At 72.3% G+C, this 19,275-nt stretch carries 16 protein-coding genes; 7 read left to right on the top strand and 9 right to left on the bottom strand.

What is annotated here, in order from left to right; genetic code table 11:
- The first annotated feature begins 2 nt into the window (after positions 1 to 2).
- On the top strand, positions 3 to 860 hold the full coding sequence (locus AC3ANM_RS16690; RefSeq protein WP_488285539.1) for a LysM peptidoglycan-binding domain-containing protein: 858 nt from the start codon (positions 3 to 5) through the stop codon (positions 858 to 860).
- Positions 857 to 1,375: an Rv3235 family protein gene (locus AC3ANM_RS16685; protein ID WP_488285538.1), complete on the top strand. Its 519-nt coding sequence runs from the start codon at positions 857 to 859 to the stop codon at positions 1,373 to 1,375. Before AC3ANM_RS16690 ends, AC3ANM_RS16685 begins: the two co-directional genes overlap by 4 nt.
- Positions 1,376 to 1,457: 82 nt before the next feature.
- Here AC3ANM_RS16685 and secA read toward each other — a convergent pair whose 3' ends face one another.
- Positions 1,458 to 4,193, bottom strand: coding sequence for a preprotein translocase subunit SecA (gene secA / locus AC3ANM_RS16680; protein WP_488285537.1), 2,736 nt, complete (start codon positions 4,191 to 4,193; stop codon positions 1,458 to 1,460).
- Positions 4,194 to 4,375: 182 nt separating this feature from the next.
- The gene (locus AC3ANM_RS16675) at positions 4,376 to 4,687 is read right to left on the bottom strand and encodes a GNAT family N-acetyltransferase (protein ID WP_488285536.1); all 312 of its coding nucleotides are present in this window, start codon (positions 4,685 to 4,687) and stop codon (positions 4,376 to 4,378) included.
- A 74-nt stretch (positions 4,688 to 4,761) separates the two neighbouring features.
- On the opposite strand from AC3ANM_RS16675, the gene AC3ANM_RS16670 reads away from it, so the two are divergent.
- On the top strand, positions 4,762 to 7,074 hold the full coding sequence (locus AC3ANM_RS16670) for a GNAT family N-acetyltransferase (protein ID WP_488285535.1): 2,313 nt from the start codon (positions 4,762 to 4,764) through the stop codon (positions 7,072 to 7,074).
- Between the two features lie 106 nt (positions 7,075 to 7,180).
- Here the strand turns inward: AC3ANM_RS16670 and AC3ANM_RS16665 are convergent, their stop codons facing one another.
- The 4 genes from AC3ANM_RS16665 to AC3ANM_RS16650 all read right to left on the bottom strand — a co-directional run bounded on the left by AC3ANM_RS16665 (position 7,181) and on the right by AC3ANM_RS16650 (position 13,307).
- The gene (locus tag AC3ANM_RS16665) at positions 7,181 to 8,824 is read right to left on the bottom strand and encodes a cell wall-binding repeat-containing protein (protein WP_488285534.1); all 1,644 of its coding nucleotides are present in this window, start codon (positions 8,822 to 8,824) and stop codon (positions 7,181 to 7,183) included.
- Positions 8,825 to 9,045: 221 nt separating this feature from the next.
- A complete protein-coding gene (locus AC3ANM_RS16660) occupies positions 9,046 to 10,683 on the bottom strand; it encodes a cell wall-binding repeat-containing protein (protein WP_488285533.1) in 1,638 nt (545 codons plus the stop codon).
- An 88-nt stretch (positions 10,684 to 10,771) separates the two neighbouring features.
- Positions 10,772 to 12,124, bottom strand: a complete 1,353-nt coding sequence (locus AC3ANM_RS16655) for an MFS transporter (RefSeq protein WP_488285532.1) — start codon at positions 12,122 to 12,124, stop codon at positions 10,772 to 10,774.
- Positions 12,114 to 13,307 carry a winged helix-turn-helix domain-containing protein gene (locus tag AC3ANM_RS16650; RefSeq protein WP_488285531.1) on the bottom strand — a complete coding sequence of 398 codons (1,194 nt, stop codon included), beginning with the start codon at positions 13,305 to 13,307 and terminating at the stop codon, positions 12,114 to 12,116. Before AC3ANM_RS16650 ends, AC3ANM_RS16655 begins: the two co-directional genes overlap by 11 nt.
- 151 nt (positions 13,308 to 13,458) lie before the next feature.
- On the opposite strand from AC3ANM_RS16650, the gene AC3ANM_RS16645 reads away from it, so the two are divergent.
- Both AC3ANM_RS16645 and AC3ANM_RS16640 read left to right on the top strand, forming a co-directional pair.
- Positions 13,459 to 13,842: a VOC family protein gene (locus AC3ANM_RS16645; RefSeq protein WP_488285530.1), complete on the top strand. Its 384-nt coding sequence runs from the start codon at positions 13,459 to 13,461 to the stop codon at positions 13,840 to 13,842.
- Between the two features lie 171 nt (positions 13,843 to 14,013).
- On the top strand, positions 14,014 to 14,748 hold the full coding sequence (locus AC3ANM_RS16640; RefSeq protein ID WP_488285529.1) for a methyltransferase family protein: 735 nt from the start codon (positions 14,014 to 14,016) through the stop codon (positions 14,746 to 14,748).
- Positions 14,749 to 14,817: 69 nt separating this feature from the next.
- Here the strand turns inward: AC3ANM_RS16640 and AC3ANM_RS16635 are convergent, their stop codons facing one another.
- The 3 genes from AC3ANM_RS16635 to AC3ANM_RS16625 all read right to left on the bottom strand — a co-directional run bounded on the left by AC3ANM_RS16635 (position 14,818) and on the right by AC3ANM_RS16625 (position 17,318).
- The gene (locus AC3ANM_RS16635) at positions 14,818 to 15,540 is read right to left on the bottom strand and encodes a response regulator (RefSeq protein ID WP_488285528.1); all 723 of its coding nucleotides are present in this window, start codon (positions 15,538 to 15,540) and stop codon (positions 14,818 to 14,820) included.
- Positions 15,541 to 15,629: 89 nt separating this feature from the next.
- Positions 15,630 to 16,268 carry a ribosome hibernation-promoting factor, HPF/YfiA family gene (hpf, locus tag AC3ANM_RS16630; protein WP_488285527.1) on the bottom strand — a complete coding sequence of 213 codons (639 nt, stop codon included), beginning with the start codon at positions 16,266 to 16,268 and terminating at the stop codon, positions 15,630 to 15,632.
- 261 nt (positions 16,269 to 16,529) lie between these two features.
- Positions 16,530 to 17,318 carry a ComF family protein gene (locus AC3ANM_RS16625; protein ID WP_488285526.1) on the bottom strand — a complete coding sequence of 263 codons (789 nt, stop codon included), beginning with the start codon at positions 17,316 to 17,318 and terminating at the stop codon, positions 16,530 to 16,532.
- Positions 17,319 to 17,527: 209 nt separating this feature from the next.
- On the opposite strand from AC3ANM_RS16625, the gene AC3ANM_RS16620 reads away from it, so the two are divergent.
- Together AC3ANM_RS16620 and AC3ANM_RS16615 are read left to right on the top strand one after the other, a co-directional pair.
- Positions 17,528 to 18,628, top strand: coding sequence for a sensor histidine kinase (locus AC3ANM_RS16620; RefSeq protein WP_488285525.1), 1,101 nt, complete (start codon positions 17,528 to 17,530; stop codon positions 18,626 to 18,628).
- Positions 18,625 to 19,269 carry a response regulator transcription factor gene (locus AC3ANM_RS16615; protein WP_488285524.1) on the top strand — a complete coding sequence of 215 codons (645 nt, stop codon included), beginning with the start codon at positions 18,625 to 18,627 and terminating at the stop codon, positions 19,267 to 19,269. Before AC3ANM_RS16620 ends, AC3ANM_RS16615 begins: the two co-directional genes overlap by 4 nt.
- Positions 19,270 to 19,275 lie beyond the last annotated feature (6 nt).

Here is a 19,275-nt window from a genome sequence, read left to right as displayed (position 1 = left end):
TCATGGCGCGGGGGACGCAACCATCAACGGGATGGGCCCGGCCTGCCCTTGTCGCCCTCTGCGGCCTGGCGCTCGCGGCGGCGGGCGTGCTCGGGTTCGCCACCACGGCTCGATGGACCTGGGCGTCGGCCGTGCGGGGACCGGGAGACCCGGCAGGGCTGCTGCTGCTCGCCGTCTGCGCAGCCGGCGGCCTGCTCGCGGCCTGGACCGGACTCGGCGTCGCGAGCTGTGCCCTCGGCACCGCACCCGGCACCGTCGGGGCCCGGGCCCGCAGGCTGGCCCGCTGGTCGCCTCCCCTCGCCCGACGGGTGGCCACGCTGCTGCTCGGCTCGGCGATCGGAGGCGGCCTCGCCCCGGCAGCCACCGCCGCTCCGGGCCCAGCCGTCCCGCCACCGGCTCACGTCGTCTCCACGACGGGACGCCTGCCTTCTCCGGCATTCGTGCCGCTGGCTCCGTCTCGTCCCGCCGCGGCTCCCCTGCCCGATCCCGGGTTCTCCGGCGCAGCGCCCGGCCCGTCGCCGAGCGCCTCGGCCGGTGACGGGGCGGACTCGCTGCCCCAACCGGGATGGGCGCCGACCACCCCGCCTCGGCCGGGGCGCGCCCGCGCCGACCTGGGGGTGCTCACCCCGGGGCGGCACGCCGCCCGGGTCCCGGCCCTCGAGCGGGTCGTCGTCCGCCGGGGCGACAGCCTGTGGACCATCGCCGCGCGCCACCTCGGCCCCGGCGCGACAGCCGCCGAGGTGGCGCACGAGTGGCCCCGGTGGCACGCCGCCAACCGGCAGGTCATCGGCGAGGACCCGGCCCTCCTCGTCCCCGGCCAACAGCTCGAACCACCATCACCAGACAGGGGGAGCTCATGACGGACACACGTGCGTGCGGGACCGGCCCGGTGCGGGTGAGGCCCATCCCGGACGTCTCACCACCACCCATCGACCCCGGGTCGCTCCTGGTGGCGCAGGCCCCGAACGGTTACGAGCAGGGGACGCTGGCGGTGGACTTCCGGACACCTGACGAGTCGTGGTTCGGGCCGCAGCCAACCCGCAGCCGGGACCTGCCCGAGCCGGCGCAGTGGGCCGGGCACATCGCCCAGGCCCTCGTCGAGGTGATGTCGGGGACCCGACCGGCGCCGCAGGTGATCCGGTGGACCGCTCCGGAGGTCTACTCGGTCGTGGCCCGGCGCTCCGCAGTCGCCGGGCGCCGCGGGGTGGCAAGCGGCCGACGGGCCGTGGTGCGCCGGGTGCGTGTCTGCGAGCCGGCCGACGGCGTGGCGGAGGCCTGCGCGGTCGTGGTGGACAACGACCGGGTCCGCGCCCTGGCCCTGCGGATGACCGGGCTGGACCGCCGCTGGATGGTCACGGCGCTGCAGGTCGGCTGAGCCGACCGGCAGCCCGGGGGCGCCCGCACCACGAGGGGCCCCGACCGCGATGCGATCGGGGCCCCTCGTGCCGTGCGGATCCTCAGCGGCGCTTGCGGCCCTTCTTGGCCGCGCGGCGCTCGGCGCGGGTCTCGTGGACCTCGTCGCGCTCCTGCACCGAGCCGTCGTCGCTCGGGGCCGAGTAGTGCAGCTGGGCCACCGGCTGCGGGGTCTCCAGGCCCTTGGCCCGGATGAGCGGCTCGGCGGAGACGCCCACGACCTCGCCGGCCTCCGCGGTCAGCTGGGTGGCGGCCAGCGCCTGCTCCTCGCCGTTGACCTCGACCTCGACGTTGAACAGGTAGCCGACGGACTCCTCCTTGATGGCCTCGTTCATGGCCTCGAAGAGCAGAAAGCCCTCGCGCTGGTACTCCACCAGCGGGTCGCGCTGGGCCATGGCCCGCAGGCCGATGCCCTCCTGCAGGTAGTCCATCTCGTAGAGGTGCTCGCGCCACTTGCGGTCCAGGACCGAGAGGATCACCCGGCGCTCGACCTCGCGCATCACGTTGCCGCCGAGGGCGACCTCGCGCGTGTCGTAGGCGTGGTGGGCGTCGGAGAGGATCTCCTCGCGCAGCACCTCGGCGGTCAGCGCCCCGCGGCCACCGGCCGCCTCCTCGACCTCCGCGATGGTGAGGGACACCGGATACAGGGTCTTGAGCGCGATCCAGAGCTGCTCGAGGTCCCAGTCCTCCGGGAAGCCGTCGGCGGTCGCGGCGTCGACGTAGCCGCCCACGACGTCGCTGATGAAGTGGCGCACCTGCTCGTGCAGGTCCTCGCCCTCCAGCACGCGGCGGCGCTCGGCGTAGATGACCTCGCGCTGGCGGTTGAGGACGTCGTCGTACTTGAGGACGTTCTTGCGGATCTCGAAGTTCTGCGCCTCGACCTGGCTCTGCGCGCTCTGGATGGAGCGGGAGACCAGCTTGGACTCGATCGGGACCTCGTCCTCCATCCGGGCGGAGGTCATGAAGCGGTCGACCATGCCGGAGTTGAACAGGCGCATCAGGTCGTCCTGCAGCGAGAGGTAGAACCGGCTCTCGCCCGGGTCGCCCTGGCGGCCGGAACGGCCACGCAGCTGGTTGTCGATGCGGCGCGACTCGTGCCGCTCGGTGCCGAGGACGTAGAGGCCGCCGAGGGCGGTGACCTCCTCGTGCTCGGCGGCGACGGCCTTCTCGGCGAGCTCGAGCGCCTCGGGCCAGGCCGCTTCGTACTCCTCCGGAGTCTGCTCCGGGTCGAGGCCCTTTTCCGCCAGGGCGGCGACCGCGTTGAACTCGGGGTTGCCGCCGAGCATGATGTCGGTGCCTCGACCGGCCATGTTCGTCGCCACGGTGACCGCGCCACGCCGGCCGGCCTGGGCCACGATCGAGGCCTCCCGCGCGTGCTGCTTGGCGTTGAGCACCTCGTGCTTGACCCCGCGGCGGCGCAGGTGCTCGGAGAGGTACTCGCTCTTCTCGACGCTGGTGGTGCCGACGAGGACCGGCTGGCCCTTGGCGTGCCGCTTGACGAGGTCCTCGACCACGGCGTGGAACTTGGCCTCCTCGGTGCGGTAGACGAGGTCGGACTGGTCCACGCGCTGCATCGGGCGGTTGGTGCGGATCTGCACGACGCCCAGCTTGTAGATCTGGTGCAGCTCGGCGGCCTCCGTCTGGGCCGTACCGGTCATGCCGGAGAGCTTGTCGTACATGCGGAAGTAGTTCTGCAGGGTGATCGTGGCGAGCGTCTGGTTCTCGTTCTGGATCTCGACGCCTTCCTTGGCCTCGATCGCCTGGTGCATGCCCTCGTTGTAACGGCGCCCGGCCAGCATGCGGCCGGTGTGCTCGTCGACGATGAGGATCTCGCCGTTCATGTTGACGTAGTCCTTGTCCCGCTTGAACAGCTCCTTGGCCTTGATGGAGTTGTTCAGGTAGCCGATCAGCGGGGTGTTGACGGACTCGTAGAGGTTGTCGATGCCCAGGTAGTCCTCGACCTTGGCGATGCCGGACTCGAGGACACCCACGGTGCGCTTCTTCTCGTCGACCTCGTAGTCACCCTTGCCGTCCTCACCGCGGGTGAGCTTCTCGGCGATCCGGGCGAACTCGACGTACCACTTGGTGGCCTGGTCGGCCGGGCCGCTGATGATGAGCGGCGTGCGGGCCTCGTCGATGAGGATCGAGTCGACCTCGTCGACGATGGCGAAGTTGTGGCCGCGCTGGACCAGTTCGTCCGTCGACCACGCCATGTTGTCGCGCAGGTAGTCGAAGCCGAACTCGTTGTTGGTGCCGTAGGTGATGTCCTTGGCGTACTGCTCGCGTCGCTCGGCGGGCGTCATCGACGCCAGGATGCAGCCGGTCTCCAGGCCCAGGGCGCGGTGGACGCGGCCCATGAGGTCGGACTGGTACTCGGCGAGGTAGTCGTTGACGGTGATGACGTGCACGCCGCGTCGCTGCAGCGCGTTGAGGTAGGACGGCAGCGTGGCGACGAGCGTCTTGCCCTCACCGGTCTTCATCTCGGCGACGTTGCCGAGGTGCAGCGCCGCACCACCCATGATCTGCACGTCGAAGTGGCGCTTGCCGAGGGTGCGCTTGGACGCCTCCCGCACGGCGGCGAAGGCCTCGGGCAGGATGTCGTCGAGCGTCTCGCCGTCGGCCAGGCGGCGGCGGAAGACGTCGGTCTCGGCGCGCAGCTCGGCGTCGGTGAGCTTCTCGAAGTCCTCTTCGATGGCGTTGACCTGGGCCGCGATGCCCTCGAGCTTCTTCAGCACCCGGCCTTCGCCGGCACGAAGCAGTCGTTCAACGATCTTGGGCACGCGATACTCCTGACGGGACTGTGATGACGGTCGAGGCGGGTGGACCACGCCGCGACCTGCCTAGGTTAGTCGCTGCCGCTACCTGGTGTACGGCCGACAGGCCCCCGGGGTCCGTCCCGATTGCCCCGGATCGTGAACGGACGTCGGCGGACCCCGGTTCCCGGGCCCTCGGGCGGCCCGGCTCAGTCCCGGGCGGTGCTCCGGGGCGCGTGGTAGAGCAGGTCACGGTAGTCCTTGTGCCGGCCCAGCCAGGCCCGCACGAACGGGCACACCGGCAGGATCTTGCGCAGACCGAGGGCGCGCACGTCGTCGAGGGCACCCTGGACCAGCGCCGAGCCGACGCCCTGCCCCTCGAACTCGTCAGCCACCTCGGTGTGGGTGAACACGACCAGCGCGTCGGTGAGCTGGTACTCCGCGAAACCGGCGACCCGGCCCCCGACCAGTGCCTCGTAGCGGTGCCGCTCGGTGTTGTTGACAACCTCGATGGACGACATGGGCCCACCCAAGCACGTTAGGCGCGGCGGCGAAATCCTTTGCCGCTCCGCGGCCGGTCGGCAAGGGTGGGCCCATGGACCCGCGTTTCCCCGAAGTCGTGCCGGTGCTCTCGGACGGGGTGGTGACGCTGCGGGCGCACACCCCCGCCGACCTCGACGCCGTGGTCGAGCAGGCGCGGGACGCCGAGATGGTGCGCTGGACGACGGTCCCGTCCCCCTATGACCGCGCCGACGCCGAGGAGTTCCTGGCCCGCATCGCCGCCGACTGGGTGGCCCCGGGCGGCAACCGCTACTGGGCGATCGAGGTGCCCGACGCCTCGGGAGCACCCCGGTTCGCCGGCACCATCGACTACCGCCCGCACGGGGGCGGGACCGCCGAGGTCGGCTTCGGGCTGCACCCGTGGGCCCGCGGGCACGGCCACATGGCACGCGCCCTGCGGCTGGTCCTCGACCACGCCTTCGAGGACGGGGTGGTGGCGGTGCACTGGCGCGCCGCCGTCGGGAACTGGGCCTCCCGGCACACTGCGTGGTCGTGCGGCTTCCGGGTCGAGGGCACGGTCCGCGGCCTCCTGCCCGGTCGCGACGGCCAGCCGTATGACGCGTGGGTCGCCTCCCTGCGTGCGGACGACCCGCGCGAGCCGCAGACCCCGTGGTGGTCCGCGCCGGTGCTGGAGGGCGGCGGCCTGCGGCTGCGGCCGTGGCGCGACTCCGACACCCCCAAGGAGGGGCAGGGTCCGGACCCGGCCAGCCTGATGTTCATGCCGGCCGGGGCCCACCCGACGCCGGAGTCGTACCCCACCTGGCTGGAGCGCACCCGGAGGATGAGTGCCGACGGCATCGCGTTGTACTGGTGCATCGCCGACGCCGCGACGGACGAGGCTCTCGGCGACATCCAGCTGTTCAACTTCGACAACGGCGCGCAGTCGCGGGACGCCGAGCTGGGCTACTGGTTGCACCCCGGCGACCGCGGGCGCGGCGTCATGGCCACGGCGATCTCGCTCGTGCTGGACCACGGCTTCGGCCACGCGGACGCCGGCGGCCTGGGGCTGGAGCGGGTGCATGCCTCGACCTCCCCCGAGAACTGGCCCTCGCAACGGGTCCTGCGCGACGCCGGGTTCCGGCTCAGTGGTGTGGAGACCGACTCCTGGCGCGCGCCGGACGGCAGCCTCCAGGGCGGGCACCACTTCGAGCTGCTGCGCGCGTGGCGCGGCCGGCCCGGGCTGCTCGCGCCGACCCGGCTGGAAGGTGAGCGGCTCATCCTGCGCGAGCTGCGCGATACCGACCTGCCCCGGCTGCGCGAGGCCCTGGACGACCCGGCCCGCAAGCAGGCCATGGGGCTCGGTGAGGAGGAGGTCTCCGAGGACGGCGCCCGAGAGTGGCTCGCCCAGCGCCGGCTGTGGGGGCTGCAGGGCGAGCGGGTGACCTGGTGCCTGGCCGACCGCGGCGACGACCGGCTGCTCGGGTGCCTGACGCTGCACGGCCTGGCGGGGGTCACCTTCCCGAACACCGGGGAGGTCGGCTACTGGGTGCACCCCGCCGAGCGCGGCCGCGGCCTGGCCAACGAGGCACTCGACCTGCTCGTGCCCCACGTGCTCGCCGAGCGCGCGGGCGGCGGGCTGGGCCTCAGCAGGCTGCGGGCGCACACCGAGGAGGGCAACGTGGCCTCGCAGACGGTGCTGCGCCGGGCCGGGTTCATGGAGTGGGGGCGCGAGCCCGGGGGGCTGAGGCTGCCGGACGGGAGCCGGGCGGCGGTGGTGCACTTCGGGCTCGGCCGGGAGGACGACCGGATCGCGGCGGCCATCCTCAACGAGGCCACCGCGCTGGAAGCGGTGACCCTCGAAGGTGCCGGGGTCCGGCTGCGGGTCCTGCGCGAGGAGGACACGCCGCGCGTGGTCGAGGCCTGCTCCGACCCCGTCGCGCGGCACTGGCTCTCCGGGCTGCCGGAGGACTACACGGTCGAGCACGCCCGCGACTACCTGCGGCGTACGCGGGAGAACGCCGCCCTGGGCCGGGGGCTGTACTGGGCGGTCGCGGACCCGGCGAGCGACCGGCTGCTCGGCGTGGTCGCCGTCATGGACATGGCCGGGGAGGACACCACCGCCGGGGAGATCGGCTACTGGCTGCACCCTGACGCGCGGGGGCGGGGTGCCATGAAGGAAGCCGTGCGGCTCGCGGTCCGGCACGCGTTCGTGCCTCGCGAGGACGGCGGCCTGGGCCGGCGCCGGCTGGTGCTGGGCGTCGCCGCCGGCAACGAGGCGTCGGCGGCGATCGCCCGCGGTGCCGGGTTCGTCGAGGTCGGCCGGCACCGGGCGGCGGAGCCCTTGCGGGACGGGACGTTTGCCGACCTGGTGTGGTTCGACATGCTCGCCGCCGAGTACGGCGGTTGACCGACGGCATCGGGGCCGCCGGAGTCCACTGCGTGGTTGCCCTGCACCTCCCGACACGGTGCGGGCCCGCCGGACCACTCCGACGGGCCCGCACCGGCGAGCTGGGTCAGCTGCCGTAGTTGATGGCGACCTCGAGGGCCCGAGCCATCGAGTCGGACACAGCCGCGGTGCCGCCGATGACCTCGGCGTAGTCCAGCCCCTTCTTCGCGCCGTTGAGGTAGGCCTGCGTCGCGCCCGGCACCGAGCCTGTGGCCGGGACGAGGACGAGGGGCTCGTCATACAGGCCGGCGTAGGCGCCACCGGAAAGGGCGTCCGGGAAGGCCAGGCCGGAGGCGAACGCGACGTCGACGGTGCCGGGGAAGATCGTGCCCGCCACCTTGGTCGAGGTCTCGTACCGGTTCGCCCCCACCAGGCGGTTGGCCGACGTCACGTAGGCCGTGGACGCCGTGGCCGCCGCGCCACCGACCGCGTACCTGGTCAGGGACGTGTGCGCCTTGAGGTAGGTGGCCGTGGCCGCCGGCATGGTCGTGCCGTTGGTCAGCAGCACCGCACCGCGCTTGTGCGCCGCGGCCGGGCCGGCGCTGAGGGCGTCGGGGAAGTCCATCCCGTTGGTGACGAACGCCGACTGCGGGCCGAGCGCGGTGGCCACGGCCACGGCCGTGGCGAACCGGTCCGAACCGGACAGGCGCTTGATGGCGTAGCCGGCGTTCCTGACCTCGGACTCCAACGTCGAGCTCAGCGAGCCGGTGCCACCGACGAGGTAGACCGTGGTGCCCTTGGCCAGGACCCGCTTGATCTCGGTCAGCACCCGCGAGTCGACGTGGTCCTTGCCGCTGAGCAGCAGCGGGCCGAACCTCGTCGCGGCCAACGGGCCACCGGCCAGGCCGTCCGCGAAGGACGTGCTGCTGGCGATGACGGCCGTGGCGGCCGCGTTGCTGGTGCCGACGGCGGTGAAGATCTCCTTCGACGCGGCGATCGAGGTGGCGACGCGGTCGCTGCCGGCGACCCGGTAGATCCCGACGTACTGGAAGTCCGCGACGTCCGTGTTGAAGGTGATGGTGTCGACGGCGGCCTCGTTGCTCGACGTGCTGGCGGTGCTCGCCATGACGCCGTAGGACTTCACCTGGCCCGCACCGCAGACGGCCGTGAAGTCTGCCATCGGGTGTGCCGTGCCACCCTTGACGCCGGCGCCGCCGGTCGGGTCCTGGTCCGGGGCAGCGGTGCTGCCGTCGGCGTTGATGGTCCTGTCGGCGGTCCACGAGCCGGTGGCGAGCGTGTCGTTGGTGGCCCAGGTCGACCCTGCGGCCTGCGCCGGGGTGTTCCACGTCAGCGTCACCAGGCCGCCCGTCATCGCACCATTGCAGTCCAGGCCCAGCTGGTAGGCCGGGACGGACGTGCCTTGCGAGACGTTGCTCTGGTAGGTGGCGGTGGTCACCTGCGACAGCGAGGTGGCCGCAGCCGGGGTCCGGCGCAGCCAGACCTTCTCGGTCGCGTCGGAGACGCCCATGTGGAACGAGCCGTTGGTGTCGGACCGGGCGTCGTAGTCCAGCCACGCCCCGGCCTGACCCGCGAGCTGCACGGACCAGCCGGTGGGCTGGGCGCCCGTCCCGTCCCAGTCCGCGATGTCGTAGCCGTGGACCGGGGTCGTGGTCGCGGCCATGGCCGTCGGGGCGAGGTTGATCGTCGCCGCAGCGACGGCACCGACAGCGAAGACGCCTATGACAGAGCGCCCCCGAAAGTTTCGTGTCATCTGTGTGTTCTCCCCTTGCGGTGGCGCGGCCACCACTGTCCTGCCGCCGTGTCTCGGTCGCGGTGACCGGGGCGGCGAGCGGAGACTATCGGCGGAATGTCCGCTTTGGGTAGATGCCGCGTCGGGGTTGCCATGACACGCAATCCAGACAGACGAGGGCCCGCCGGATCGCTCCGGCGGGCCCTCGCGGCTCACGGCGGGTGAGCTCTGAGTGAGCGGGCTCAGCTGCCGTAGTTGATGACGCCCTCGAGCGCCCCGACCATCTGCTCGGAGACCGCGGCCGTCCCGCCGATGACCTCCGAGGAGGTCAGCGCCTTCTTGCCGGCGTTGAGGTAGGTCTGCGTCGCGGTCGGCACCGAACCGGTGGCCGGGACGAGCAGCAGCGGCTCGTCGAGCAGGCCGGCGTAGGCCCCGCCGGACAGGGCGTCCGGGAACGCCATGCCGGAGGCGAAGGCGACCTTGTCGGTGCCCGGGAAGATGGCGCCCGCGACCTTGGTCGAGGTCTCGAAGCGGTTCGCGCCCACGAAGCGGTTGCTCGAGGGGACGTAGGCCGTCGACGCCGTGGACGCGGACCCGCCGACCGCGTACCTGGTCAGGGACGTGTGCGCCTTGAGGTAGTTCGCCGTGTCCACCGGCATCGAGGTGCCGTTGGTGAGCAGCACCGCACCGACCTTGTGGGCCGCCGCCGGGCCCGCGCTGAGGGCGTCGGGGAAGGTCATCCCGTCGGTGACGAACACCGAGGTCACGTCCGCCATGGCGTTGGCGACGGCGACCGCGGTGGCGAACCGGTTGGAGCCCGACAGGCGCTGGACGTCGAAGCCGGCGCTGCGGACCTCGGACTCCAGCGTCGAGCTCAGAGCGCCGGTGCCGCCGACGAGGTAGACCGTGCTGCCCGTGGACAGGGTCCGCTTGATCTCGGACAGGACCCGCGAGTCGATGTGGTCCTTGCCGCTGAGCAGCAGCGGACCGCCGGCGTAGGTGGCCAGGGGGCCACCGGCCAGGCCGTCGGCGAAGGAGGTGCTGCTGGCGACGACGACCGCGTTGGCCTGGCCGCTGGTGCCGACGGCGGTGAACAGGTCCTTGGACGCGGCGATCGAGGTGGCCACGCGGTCACTGCCGGCGATCCGGTCGATCCCGACGTACTGGAAGTCCGACACCTCGGTGTTGAAGGTGATGGTGTCGACAGCCGACTCCCGGACCGAGCTGGCACCGGGCAGCGTGATCCCGTAGGAGGTGACGGTGCCGGTGCCGCAGACGGCCTTGAACTCGTCCAGCGTGTGGGCGGTGCCGCCCTGGATGCCGGTGCCCGTCGGGGTGCTGGTGGACGCACTGGTGGAGCCGTCGCCGTTGATGGTGTGGTCGGCGATCCAGCTGCCGGAGGTGACGGTGTTGGTGCGCCACGCGGCGCCGGCGGCCTGGGACGGGGCCGACCAGGTCAGCGTCACGGCACCGCCGGGCGTGCTGGTGTTGCAGTCCAGCGCCAGCTGGTAGGTCGCCGGGGTCGAGCCCTGGTCCACGACGCTCTCGTAGGACGCGGTCGTGACGCCCGAGAGGGTCGTGGCGGTGGCCGGAGCCTTGCGCAGCCACACGTTCTCCGTCGTGGCGGAGACCCCCATGTGGATCGAGCCGTTGGTGTTGGTGCGGGAGTCGTAGTCCATCCACGCGCCGGCCTGGCCGGAGAGCTGCATGGACCAGCCGGCCGGCAGCGTGCCGGTGCCGGAGTAGTCGACGATGTCGTAGCCGTGCACCGGGGTCGCGGTCGCGGCGACGGCCGCCGGTGCCAGGGCCAGACCCGCCAGCGCCAGGGCACCAACAGAAAGGGCGCCCGTCGCGGAGCGCCCTCGGATCGTTCGAGTCATGTGTGAGTTACTCCCCTTGCGGTGGGCTGGCCACCACTGTCCTGCACGCCATGGGTCCGGTCGGGGTGACCGGGGCGGCGAGCGGATGCTATCGGGAAAGATGAGACTTTTGAGACGATTCATCGGATTTCGAAGGGTCTCGTTTGGGTATCGTCAGCACCGCGAGCGCCGCCGTCAGGCACAGGGCGCCGGCCGTCATCCAGGCCGTGAGGTAGCTGCCGCTCGACTCGCGGGTCCAGCCGGCGAAGCTGGCGGCCACCCCCGCCCCCACCATGTGCGCGGCGAAGACCCAGCCGAAGACGACGCCCGAGCGCTCGAGCCCGAAGTGCTTGCGGCACAGGGCAACCGTGGGCGGGACGGTCGCGACCCAGTCGAGGCCGTAGAAGACGATGAACACGAACAGGCTCGGCTCGACGACAGGTCCGAGCAGCCACGGCACCACGAGCAGCGACATCCCGCGGAACCAGTAGTAGACGAAGAGCAGGATGCGGGGGTCCACCCGGTCGGTCAGCCAGCCGGAGCCGACCGTGCCGACGATGTCGAAAATCCCGATCACGGCGAGCAGCCCGGCCGCGGTGGTGGGCGGCATGCCGTGGTCGTGGGCCGCCGGGATGAAGTGGGTGCCGATGAGGCCGTTGGTGGACCACCCGCAGACCCAGAAGGTCGCCATGAGGACCCAGAAGACCCGCGACCGGGCGGCCTCGCGCAGGGTGCGCACCGCCACCCGCGCCGCCGGCTCCCGCACCGACTCCCCCACCGCGTCGGGCGCCACGGCATCCGCCGCCACCAGGCTGGCGAGCGGGTCGAGCGGCTCGGCGCCGTAGGGCGTCGTCCCGACGTCCGCCGGTGAGTCGGCCAGGACCAGCCACACCACCGGGGCCAGCAGCAGCGCCACGACGGACACCCCGACGGCGGCGAAGCGCCAGCCGGGACCGGCGACGAGGGCCGCGATGGTGGGCAGGAAGACCAGCTGCCCGGTGGCGTTGGCCGCCGAGAAGATGCCGGTGACCAGCCCGCGGTGCCGGTGGAACCAGCGGTTGGCGACGATCGCCCCGAAGACGAGCGCCATCGACCCGGTGCCGACCCCGACGGCGAGGCCCCACAGCAGCCACAGCTGCCAGGCGTCGGTCATCACGACCGTGAGCCCGCTGCCGACGGCCACGAGGACCAGCGAGGCGCTGACGACCCGGCGGACGCCGAACCGCTCCATCAGCGCCGCGGCGAAGGGGGCGGTCAGCCCGTAGACGACGAGGTTGAGCGTGACGGCCCCGGAGGTCGTGGCCCGGCTCCACCCGAACTCGTGCTCCAGCGGCTCCAGCAGGACCCCGGTCGAGGAGCGGAACGCCGCCGCGGCGACGAGGGCACCCAGGGTGGCGGCCGCGACCCACCACGCCCGGTGCAGGCCGGCCCGGCCGGTCCGGATCGGGGCCTCAACCGACATGGGACAGCCCCAGCCAGCCGGCGAGCGAGGCCAGCTGGGCGTCCAGCGCCTCCTTGGCCTCGTCTGGCGCCCCCGGCTCCCAGTGGACGGAGCGCACCCTCAGCGTGCTCGAGGCCCGGTCCGCCTTGAGATCGGCGCGCGCCCAGAGGCGGTCGCCGTAGAGGAACGGCAGCACGTAGTAGCCGTGCACCCGCAGGTGCTGCGGCACGTAGATCTCCAGCCGGTAGTGGAAGTCGAAGAGCGCCAGCGTCCGGTCGCGCTGCCAGATCAGGGAGTCGAACGGGCTCAGCAGCGCCTCCGCGTGCACCCGCCGCGGCATGCGGGCCTCCACGTGCAGGTATGCCGGCCGCCTCCATCCGGCGACCGTCACCGGCCGCAGCTCCCCCGCGGCGACGAGAGACTCGAGGGCCGGGCGCGCCTGCTCCGGCTTGAGGCGGAAGTAGTCACGCAGGCACTGCTCGGTGCCCACCCCGTGGGCCCGGGCGGCGATGCGCATCAGCGCGAGGAAGGCCTCCGGGTGGGACGGCCGCAGCTCAGGCCGGACCGCTTGCACGGCGACGTCCCTGGGCAGCACACGCTCCAGCGCGGCATACCGGCGCTCGAACTGGCTGGTGCGACCCGCGCTCGTGATCTGGCCTGCCCAGAAGAGGTGCTCGAGGGCGTTCTTGACCAGGCTCCAGTTCCAGCCCCACTCGGTCTTGTCGCGCGGCAGGTCGTGCTCGAGGGCGGCCTCGACCTCGCGCGAGGTCAGCGGACCGCGGGTCACGACCTCCTGGTGGACCGCCTCGACGAGCTCGGGGTGGTCCCGGGCCACCCGCTGCATGCCACCCCAGGAGTCGTGCAGGGCCCGCTGCATCCGGAAGTCCAGCAGCGGCCAGGTGGTGGGCGGGACCAGGCTGGCCTCGTGGGCCCAGTACTCGACGAGGCGCCGCGGGGCGCGGTCGCGGGCGCGGTCGAGCAGGGCCTGGTCGTAGGGCCCGAGTCGGGAGAAGAAGGGGAGGTACTGGCTGCGGGTCAGCACGTTGACGCTGTCGATCTGGATGATCCCGACCCGGTCGATGACCCGTTGCAGGTGGCGCATCGTGGCGGCCCCGGGAGCCGGCCGCGGGTCGCAGAACCCCTGCGCCGCCAGGGCGATACGGCGCGCCTGCGCCTGCGTGAGTCGGTCCGGGTCTCTCGCCACGCCAGCACTCTACGGTCGGGGACCGACCGGCCGTGGCGAGCACACGGCATACGCGCTTCTGCGCACCCCCGGCGGATTGTCCGGGCCAGAGCGGGAGCGGAGAATTGGCGGGTTCGGCAGGGGGCAACACCCGCGGGCCTCGGAGGTGCCCATGATCAGCAAGTCCCCCATCACCACCATCATCCCCGTGGACGACATGTCCCGGGCCACGACGTTCTACCGCGACACGCTGGGCCTGACCGACCTCGGCGACGCTGCCGCCGGCAACCACGCCCTGCGCACGGCCGCCGGCTCCTCGGTCGAGCTGATGCCCGCCCCAGGTGACCACAGTGCGCACACGGTGCTCAGCTTCGAGGTGGACGACATCGTCCGCGAGATCGCCGACCTCGAGGGCAAGGGCGTGCAGTTCGAGGACTACGACACCCCGCAGCTGCGGACCGTCGACCACATCGCGGACGACGGCAAGGACAAGGCCGCGTGGTTCAAGGACACCGAGGGCAACTTCCTGTGCCTGCACGAGGGGCACATGAACTGACCCCGGTCACGTCCGGGCCCGAGCTAGGGCCACGCACATCGGCCGTTCGGTCGGACTTCGTCAGCCTCACGGCCGACACCTCCGACCGAACGGCTGTGCTGTATCCGCGACCGCCCCGCGAGAGTGGACCCATGCGGGCCGGCCGGTCCGCGCTCAGGGGAGGTGCGGCCGGTGACCACACACGAGACCCACGGCTCGGCCCTGCCGGACCTGGCGCGCGAGGGGGCGCAGCGGCTGGACCTCGGGCGGCTCGTCGGCGTGCCCGTGATGACCGGCCTGCTGCTGCTGAACGCCTCAGGACTCCTGAACCTTGTCCGCGGCGGCAACGGCTGGTCGACGTCCCACGTCTTCTCCATCGGCGCCAAGGTTGCTTGCGTTGCCTTCTACGCCCTGTTCGTCCTGGTGTTCGTACGGCGATCGAGAGCGAAAGCGAGCCATCCATCGAGGACTGCAGCCATGGCGGCGCTCACTGCGACGTGGCTGCCCTTTGCCCTCCCGCTGCTGCCCGCGAGAACCCCATCAGTGGCAGTCCTGATCCTGGCGAACGCCCTGCTGCTGCTCGGGCTGAGCTTCTCCATCTGGTCGCTGCGCCACCTCGACCGCAGCTTCAGCATGGTCGCCCAGGCCCGCCGGGTCATCCGGACCGGCCCGTACGCCGTGGTCCGTCACCCGCTCTACACCGGCGAGCTGACGGCGATGCTGGGCACCGTGCTCCTGCGCCCGAACTGGGTAGGGCTCGCTGTCTGGGCCTTCATCGTGAGTCTGCAGCTGTACCGCGTCGCCCACGAGGAGGAGATCCTCGCCGCCGTCCTCCCGGACTACCGCGACTACCAGCGCCAGACCCCCCAGCTCGTGCCGCTCGCGGTGAGCCGCATGTGGCGTCGAGGCGGCGCGGCCGCCCACTGACCCCCCGAGGAAGCGAAGGGGCGGAGACCGGAGTCCGGTCACCGCCCCTTCGTCATGGGCGTCAGGCGCTCAGTCGGGCAGGTCGAGCAGCTTCTCGCGGACGGCGTACATGGCCGCCTCCATGCGCGAGTGGAGCTGGAGCTTCTCCAGGATGTTGCGCACGTGGTTCTTGACGGTGTTCTCCGAGATGAACAGCGCCTTGGCGATGTCGCGGTTGGCCATGCCCCGCGCGACGAGCTTGAGCACCTCGAGCTCGCGCTCGGTCAGGCGCGGCACCGGCATCGCCGGGCGCTCCTCGTGGCGCTTGATCATCAGCGCGAACTCCGAGAGCAGCTTGGAGGCCATCGACGGCGAGATCAGCGACTGCCCCGTCGAGACGGCGCGGATGCCGTCGGCGATCTGCTCGCCGGGCACGTCCTTGAGCAGGTAGCCGTTGGCGCCGGCCCGGACCGCCTCGTAGAGGTCGGACTCCTCGTCGGAGATCGTCAGCATGACGATCTTGGTGGAGGGCACGAGCTCCTTGATGGCGGTGCAGGCCTCGATGCCGGAACGGCGCGGCATGCGCACGTCCATCAGCACGACGTCGGGGAGCAGCTCCTCCGTGCGCCGGATCGCCTCGTGGCCGTCGCCGGCCTCGCCGACGATGTCGATGTCCTCCTCCTGGCCGAGGACGAGCTCGAGGCCGCGTCGGTAGAGGACGTGGTCGTCGACCACCAGGACCCGGATCGCCTCACCGTTGCGGGACAAGGGCGTGCCGGCGCCGGTCACGGGAGAGAGGCCGTTGGTCGTCACGAGCGTCATCATGGCACGCAAACGCCAGCGAGGTGCCCCTCCCGCACAAGGAGGGGCACCTCTTGAGGAATCTGGAGGATTCGGGGCGTTCAGCCCACGCGCTCCTCGGCCATCTCGTCGATGTCGAGGTGGATCACGCCATAGGACCAGCCGCGTCGTCGGTAGACCACGCTGGGCCGGTCGGTCTCGGCGTCATGGAAGAGGTAGAAGTCGTGGCCGACCAACTCCATCTCGTAGAGGGCCTGGTCGAGCTTCATCGGCGCCGTCGCGTGCACCTTCTCGCGGACCTCGATCGGCGACTCGCCCTCGGCGGGGACGGCCTCGGTCTCGGCCTCGGGCGCACCGCCTGACGCTCCGTTGAGCGACGGGAGGTCCGCCAGGCGCGCAGTGGCCTGCGCGACGGACTCAGGGACATGTCGTCCTCGATGGACCCGCCTGCGGTCGTGCGCGCGCCGTAGTCGCTCGAGGAGCTTGTCCATCGCGACGTCGAGGGCGGCGTACTTGTCATCTGCGCACGCCTCGGCCCGGACGACGGGCCCCTTCACGTGGCAGGTGATCTCGACCCGGTCACAGGCCTTGGACTGGCGCCGGTTGGGTTCATGGGTCACGACAACATCGAGCCGCTGCACGCGCGGCGCGAGCTGGGGAACCTTGGCCAGCTTGTCATCCAGGTGTCGACGAAAACGGTCCGAGACCTGGACGTGCCGTCCGGTGACGACGATCTCCACAGGTGTCCTCCTTGGGATTTCGCGGTATCACAGAGGGGCCTGCGCGGGCCCTTTCAGGCGCGGCACCACCTCCCGCGGGGAGGAACCTCAGCCCCTTCGCCGCCGCCCGCTTTGCTGGAGCGACGACCGGGTGCGACCGCTTGAGCGGCGACCGTGGGGGCCATGTAGGAACGCTAGACCACTATCGCCCGGAGCGACACAGGGAACGGCCACGGGTTGGACGGATCCACCGGATCCCTTGACCTGACACCCAGCCCACGGTCAGGACACCCCCGGTATGCCGTGCCGCCGGGTCGCGGCAGCCGTCGCCGCGACGACGTGGCGGGCTCCGGCGCGGCGCAGTGCGCGGTTCGCCTCGACGAGCGTGGCGCCCGTGGTGAGCACGTCGTCCACCACCAGGCACGTCGCCCCGGCCACGACCGGCGCCCAGCGACGGCGCACCTCCATCGCGTGCTCCAGGTTCGCCGCCCGCGCCGCGTGCCCCAGGCCGGCCTGGTCGGCCACCCGTCGCCGTAGTCGCACCGCCGGCGCGGGCAGCAGGCCCTGCCCGCCGGGGTCGGCGATGCGGACGGCGTGGTCCAGCAGTCCTTGCAGCGGGGCGTCGCCACGACGCCGGACGCTTGCCGCGGAGGAGGGCACGGGGACGACGAGCACCGGGCCGTTGCCGGCCTCCAGCACGGCCCGCACCCGCCCGTCCTGCTCGACCGCCCGGATGACCGCTCCGGCCAGGACCGGGGCCAGGACGGCGGCCAGGTCGCGGCGGTCGCCGTCCTTGTAGGCGACCAGCGCGTCGCGCAGCGCGCCGCTGTACGGCGCCGCGGCCCAGGTGACCGGCATCCCCGGCGGGCACGGGGTCGGTGCCCACGGCTGGGCCCCTCCAAGCGCGACCGACCCCGCCAGGTCGTCTGCGCACCGGTTGCACCACGCACGGCCGGCCGCCCCGCAGCCACCACAGCTGCGGGGCAGCGCGAGGTCGACGAGGGCGGACCAGGCCGACGCCGCGTTCCGCAGGCGCACGGCCCGCGGACCCGGCCGCACGGCATACCCCATGGAGGCATCCTCGGCCGTGCGCGGTTGCGCGGGCCAGCCCCGCGCGGGAGCCTGTGGACGACGCGGGGGCGTGAGGGGGGCATGGGGAAAACCGGCCGGATGGCTGATTGACCGGACAGCAGGCTGCCTGACGCGCCACCATGAGAGTGGACGCAAACGACGACCGACAGTCCTGACTGCGGGGGTGACCTGAGCAGGTGCGAGACCCGATGACCGGATCCGCCGACCGCCGTGATCTTGCGGTGCCGCCCGAGGCGCCCACCGATGTTGCCGAGCGGCTCCTCGACGAGGTCGCCGACCAGCTGGGCGACCTGCGCCTGGGCGTCCTGGCGGGAGGTGCCGACCACCCCGCCGTCGTGCTGGCCCTCGTCGGGGCCGAACAGGCTCCCTGGCCGGACCCCCGCGAGACCGACCTGTGCGTCGGCCGGGTCTGGCGCGGTGGCCCCGGCGAGGTTGCCGCGTGGGACTCCCCCGACGGCCCGCGCTCGCTCCTGGCCGTGCCCGTCGAGGACGCGCGCGGCCACCGCGCGGCCGTCGTGGTCGCCGACCGCGAGGGAAGCCGACCGTTCGACGTGTCGGACCTGTCGACGGTCGCCACCGCGGTGGCGGGCGAGGCCGAGGCGCTCACACGCGCCCTGGACGTCGCGGGCGTGGGAGACCGGGTCGCAGCGTTCGAGCGCCGGCGTCTCGCGCAGGACCTGCACGACGGGCTGGCCCAGGAGCTGGTCGCCCTCGGCTACCGCATCGACTTCACCCGCCGGCAGGCCTCCCGCGCTGACGGGGGTTCCGACGCAACCCTCGAGGAGGCGCTGGGCGAGGTCCGTGGCGAGCTGAGCCGGATCCTGGCCGACCTGAGGCTCAAGATGGCCGACCTGACCGTGGTCGTGGACCCCGACGCCGGCCTCGCCGAGGCTGTGCAGGCCCGGGTCGAGCAGTTCGCCGAGATCACCGGCCTGGAGGTCAACGCGCAGGTCCAGGACAGCGGGCTGGCCCTGCCGGCGCAGGTGCACGACCTGCTGTTCCGGTTCGTCCTGGAGCTGCTGGCGGACGTGCGCCACGCCCGGGGCGCGAGCGTCGTGGACCTGACCGTGCGCATCGACGCCCCGCACGTCAGCCTTCGCTTCAGCCACGACGGCGAGAGCTCCCTGCCATCCCGCGACTTCTCCGATCACCCCCTCGCGAGGCTCGGCGGCGTGATATTCATCGGACACGCTCCCCGCGGTGGGGTCGAGCTCACCCTCGAGCTCAGCCCGGCCGATACGGGGGGCGCGGACCGTCACCAGGCGGAAAGGATCGGGCTGCGATCATGAGCACCAACGTCGTGGTGATCGACGACCACACCCTCGTCCGCGAGGGTGTGTCCCGGGTGATCCAGGCCGAGCCCGACCTCGCGGTCGTCGGTGAGGCCTCCTCCGTCAGCGACGCGCGCACGCTGCTGGCCGCCAAGCAGCCCGACGTCATGCTCGTCGACGTCTCCCTCCCCGACGGCAGCGGCCTGGCGCTGGTGCGGGCCGCCCGCGCCGCCCACCCCCGCCTGGGGATCGTCGTCCTGACGATGCACAACGACGACGACACCCTGCTCGAGGCGCTCGATGCCGGGGCCACGGCGCTGGTGCTCAAGAGCGCCTCCTCCACCGAAGTGGTCGACGCGGTGCGCCGGGCTGCGACGGCGCCGGACTCCTTCACGGCCAACGGCCTGGCTGCTGCCCTGCGCCGGCAGGCCAACACCACCGTCCCGAAGCTGACCCCGCGCGAGACCGAGGTGCTCGAGAGACTGGTCGACGGCGCGTCCGTGGCCGAGGTCTCGCGAGAGCTGTTCATGAGCGAGTCGACGGTCAAGACCCACGTCACCAAGCTCTACGACAAGCTCGGCGCTCATAACCGGGCCGGCGCCATCATGGCGGCGGTCCGGCTCGGTCTGGTGAAGACCGAGCCGGACCGCCAGCGCTGACTTCTG

The sequence above is a fragment of the Oryzihumus sp. JJN4-3R genome (genome assembly GCF_057747915.1).
The sequence above is the reverse complement of the archived record's forward strand: the minus strand, read 5'-3'. Positions and strand labels throughout refer to the sequence as shown.